The sequence below is a fragment of the Blastochloris sulfoviridis genome, from assembly GCF_008630065.1.
GTDB lineage: Bacteria > Pseudomonadota > Alphaproteobacteria > Rhizobiales > Xanthobacteraceae > Blastochloris > Blastochloris sulfoviridis.
In genome coordinates, this window is record NZ_VWPL01000063.1 from 1 (window position 1) to 4,191 (window position 4,191).

Annotated in this window: 4 protein-coding genes; 3 read left to right on the plus strand and 1 reads right to left on the minus strand. The window is 65.0% G+C overall.

Going from position 1 to position 4,191, the window contains the following annotated elements; all coding sequences use genetic code 11:
- Positions 1 to 148 precede the first annotated feature (148 nt).
- A complete protein-coding gene (locus F1193_RS16790) occupies positions 149 to 1,816 on the minus strand; it encodes an electron transfer flavoprotein-ubiquinone oxidoreductase (protein WP_150098936.1) in 1,668 nt (555 codons plus the stop codon).
- 188 nt (positions 1,817 to 2,004) lie between these two features.
- On the opposite strand from F1193_RS16790, the gene F1193_RS16795 reads away from it, so the two are divergent.
- From F1193_RS16795 to F1193_RS16805, 3 genes are all read left to right on the plus strand, one after another.
- Positions 2,005 to 2,634: an NYN domain-containing protein gene (locus tag F1193_RS16795; RefSeq protein WP_170263740.1), complete on the plus strand. Its 630-nt coding sequence runs from the start codon at positions 2,005 to 2,007 to the stop codon at positions 2,632 to 2,634.
- Between the two features lie 68 nt (positions 2,635 to 2,702).
- A complete protein-coding gene (locus F1193_RS16800; RefSeq protein ID WP_150098938.1) occupies positions 2,703 to 3,596 on the plus strand; it encodes a uracil-DNA glycosylase in 894 nt (297 codons plus the stop codon).
- A gap of 117 nt (positions 3,597 to 3,713) precedes the next feature.
- Entirely contained in the window at positions 3,714 to 4,037 is a 324-nt protein-coding gene (locus F1193_RS16805; protein WP_150098939.1) for a hypothetical protein, read from the plus strand.
- Positions 4,038 to 4,191: the final 154 nt, after the last annotated feature.

Here is a 4,191-nt window from a genome sequence, read left to right on the forward strand (position 1 = left end):
GTATCGAGAAAAATGAACCTCGCGCTTTGGAGCAAAGAGTTCTTCTTCGAACTCTTTGCTTATATGCGATAACCCTGGGGGTGGGGGGCACGAAACAAGCAGCCGAAGCCCGAATCTCGAGTCTCGAACCCAGCCCGCCCGAGATCCCTCACATGTTCGGATAGTTCGGTCCGCCGCCGCCCTCGGGCGCCACCCACACGATGTTCTGCGTCGGATCCTTGATGTCGCAGGTCTTGCAGTGGACGCAGTTCTGGGCGTTGATCACGAAGCGCGGATCGCTCTGCGTGGCCTCGTCGCCATAGACCACCTCATAGACCCCGGCGGGGCAGTAGAGCCGCGCCGGCTCGCCATAGAGCGGCAGATTGTGGGCGATCGGCACCGCCGCGTCCTTCAAGGTGAGATGGACCGGCTGGTCCTCCTCGTGATTGGTGTTGGACAGGAACACCGAGGACAACTTGTCGAACGACAGCTTGCCGTCCGGGCGCGGATAGGCGATCGGCGTCACCTCGTCGAGCCGCTTCAGCGTGGCGTGGTCGGGCTTCTCGTGCTTGAGCGTGCCGAACAGCGAGAAGCCGAAGCGGTTGGTCCACATGTCGAGCCCGGCCAGCGCCACGCCGAGCTTGAGGCCGTGGCGCGCCCACAGCGGCTTGACGTTGCGCACCGGCTTGAGGTCGGCGCCGATGCTGCTGCCGCGCCAGCCTTCGTCATAGGCCGCAAGCTCGTCGCCCGCGCGGCCGGCGCCGATGGCGGTGGCGGCCTGCTCGGCCGCCAGCATGCCGGAGGCGAAGGCGTTGTGGGTGCCCTTGATGCGCGGCACGTTGAGGAAGCCCGCGGCGTCGCCGATCAGCGCGCCGCCGGGGAACACCAGCTTCGGCACCGACTGCCAGCCGCCCTCGCTGATGGCGCGCGCGCCATAGGCAAGGCGCTTGGCGCCGGCGAAGGTGTCGGCGACCAGCGGATGGTGCTTGAAGCGCTGGAACTCGTCGAACGGCGACAGCGTCGGGTTCTCGTAGTCGAGATGCACCACGAAGCCGACCGCCACCTGGTTGTCCTCCATGTGGTAGAGGAACGAGCCGCCGCCGGTGGCGTCGTCGAGCGGCCAGCCGAACGAGTGCTGGGCGAGGCCGGGCTTGGACTTCTCCGGCGCCACCTGCCACAGCTCCTTCAGGCCGATGCCGTATTTCTGCGGCGAGCGGCCGGCGTCGAGCTTGAAGCGGGCGACGAGCTGGCGGGTGAGCTGGCCGCGCGCGCCCTCGGCGAACAGCACGTACTTGCCGGCCAGCTCCATGCCGCGGGTGAAGCTGTCCTTGTGGTGGCCATCGCGGGCGACGCCCATGTCGCCGGTGGCGATGCCGATGACGGCGCCGGCCTCGTCATAGAGCACCTCGGCGGCGGCGAAGCCGGGATAGATCTCGACGCCCAGCGCCTCGGCCTTGGCCGCCAGCCAGCGGCAGACATTGCCGAGCGAGACGATGTAGCAGCCATGGTTGGACATCAAGGGCGGCATCAGCCAGTTGGGCAGGCGCACGCCGCCGCGCTGGGTGGCGTAGTAGAAGCGGTCGTCGGTGACCGCGGTCTTGAACGGCGTGTCCTCGCCGCGCCAGCCGGGCAGCAGCGCATCGAGGGGCGACGGGTCGACCACCGCGCCCGACAAAATATGGGCGCCGACCTCCGAGCCCTTCTCGACCACCACGACCGCGAGGTCGGGGGCGATCTGCTTGAGGCGGATGGCGGCGGCAAGCCCGGCCGGGCCCGCGCCGACCACCACCACGTCGAAATCCATGCGCTCGCGCGGCGGCAGTTCAGCCTCGCTCATTGGTCGCTCCCTCCTACATTAAGTCTTTTTCATTATGGTCATTTCACGACTCACTGGCGTTGACAATGCCGACGAAAGGTTCAGGACTGTTGACAGATCCCCGGCTTCCGGCGTTAAATATCAAAGATTAGCTCCCCGTCGGACTTGGCCGGAAACGGTCCCCGACGGGGTTTTTGTTTGAGCCGATGATGTGTGACGAGCCGACCAAGCTCTATGCGATGGCCTTCATAGACGGCCAGAACCTCTTTCGGCATGCCAAAGATGCGTTCGGCCACCACCATCCGAATTATGACCCAGTGAAGCTTCACGCGGCAGTGTGTGCCGCAAACGGGTGGATCCCGACCCTCGTGTGCTTCTACACGGGGGTGCCGGGCGCCAAAGAAAGTCCGATGTGGAGCGCATACTGGTCAAAGCGCATTCTTGCACTCAAGCGGGCAGGTGTTTTCGTCACAACCCGACAAATTCGATACCATCGGCAAACGATCATCGATCCTAACGGCGAAGAGAGAACAATTACGACGCCACAGGAAAAAGGAATCGACGTCAGATTGGCGCTCGACCTCGTTGCACGGACCCGCAAGCGCGAGTTCGACGTCGCCGTCATATACAGTCAGGATCAGGACTTGGCGGAGGTTGCGCACGAGGTGAAGGAAATCGCTGCCGAGCAGAAGCGCTGGATAACGATTGCCTGTGCATTTCCCGCCGGACCCAATGCGTCTTCCAGCAGAGGCATCGCGAAAACACAGTGGATCAGGATGGATCAGACATTCTACGACGCATGTCTCGATCCCCATGACTATCGGCCGCCCCGCGCCTGAGCATCCCTTCAGGCGTTTCTTCGGCGGGTGCGCCGGGCCTTGCCGGAGTGCCGGGGCTGGCTGCTAGGATGGCGCCGATGACCGCCCCCGACCTCCGCACCGCGCTCGCCGACCTCCTGGCCTTCTACGCCGGGGCCGGCATCGACGTGGCGCTCGGCGACGCGCCGCGCGACCGCTTCGCCGAGGCCGCCCGCGAGGCGGAGCGCCGCTCGCCGCTCCCGCCGCCAGACCTGCCTGCCGCCGCCAGGCCGGGCCCGGACGGCCCGCACCGCTTTCCCACCGCGCCGCCGCCGCGCCGCACCGCCCCCGTTGACGAGCCGGCCGCCGCCCCCGCCCCGCTGCCGCCGGAGGCGGCGGTGATGGCGGCCCGCCAAGCGGCGCGCGAGGCCGCCTCGCTCGACGAGTTGCGGGCGATCCTGGAGCGGTTCGACGGCTGCGCGCTCAAGACCACCGCCTCGCGGCTGGTGTTCGCCGACGGCGCGCCGGACGCGAGGCTGATGCTGGTCGGCGAGGCGCCGGGGGCGGAGGAGGACCGCCAGGGCAAGCCGTTCGTCGGCCGCGCCGGCCAGTTGCTCGACCGCATGCTGGCGGCGATCGGGCTGGACCGCACCAAGGTCTACATTGCCAACATCGTGCCGTGGCGGCCGCCCGGCAACCGCACGCCGACGCCGCAGGAGAGCGCGATCTGCCTGCCCTTCATCACCCGCCAGATCGAGCTGGTCGATCCCGACGTGCTGGTGTTCCTCGGCGGCTTCGCGGCGTCGAGCCTGACCGGCACCAGGGACGGCATCCTCAAGACCCGCGGCCGCTGGCTCACCTACCGCGCGGGCGATCGCGATATCCGGGCGATGGCGACGCTGCACCCGGCCTATCTGCTGCGCCAGCCCTTGCAGAAGCGGCTGGCGTGGCGCGACGTCCTGGCGGTCAAGCGGGCGCTGGCGGAGCGCGAAACCTTGCAATGAGCGCACGTTCGCGTGACAACATCTTGTCAGGACAGGCAAAATTTGGCATCGTTAGCGGGTGGCATGAACAGGAAGATTCGTGGCTGATGTATTGATTTGAGAATTGGAGATTGTCGGATGATTTGTGTTCAGCTTATTGAAATCGTGACCTTGCCGACCGGCGTGTGGCTGACGTTCTGGGATCTGAACAACTGCAACCAGATCTCGATGGAAATCAGGAACGCCAGCCATCCCTATCGGGTCGGCGAGGTTTTCCTGCTGGATCGCACTGAAAAGCGCGAAGTTTCGGCGCTGGTGCCGGCAAGAAGAGAAGATATCGGCAACGCAAGGCTGCTTGTGCCGTTGCCGGAATCGGCTTCCGTAATTAAAAGCAAGCGGCCAAACAACAAAACATCATCCGATGTCCTGTCGGTAATCGATGGCAGGGTGGCCGCGAGGTAGCTTGCGGCGTCAGGGTGCCCAGATTTATTTTTGACCCTGATTTGTTGTATTCAATTCATCGATCAGACTTGTCATGACCCGAGTTGAACAGTGAAACGGCCGATTTCGTCGTAAGCCGTTGATTTTGCTAGGGTAGAGTCAGTGATTTCGCAAA

Excerpts from the sequence above, each read along its gene's own strand:
- F1193_RS16790 (WP_150098936.1), bottom strand. The coding sequence starts at position 1,816 with ATGAGCGAGGCTGAACTGCCGCCGCGCGAGCGCATGGATTTCGACGTG.
- F1193_RS16795 (WP_170263740.1), top strand. The coding sequence starts at position 2,005 with ATGTGTGACGAGCCGACCAAGCTCTATGCGATGGCCTTCATAGACGGC.
- F1193_RS16800 (WP_150098938.1), top strand. The coding sequence starts at position 2,703 with ATGGCGCCGATGACCGCCCCCGACCTCCGCACCGCGCTCGCCGACCTC.
- F1193_RS16805 (WP_150098939.1), top strand. The coding sequence starts at position 3,714 with ATGATTTGTGTTCAGCTTATTGAAATCGTGACCTTGCCGACCGGCGTG.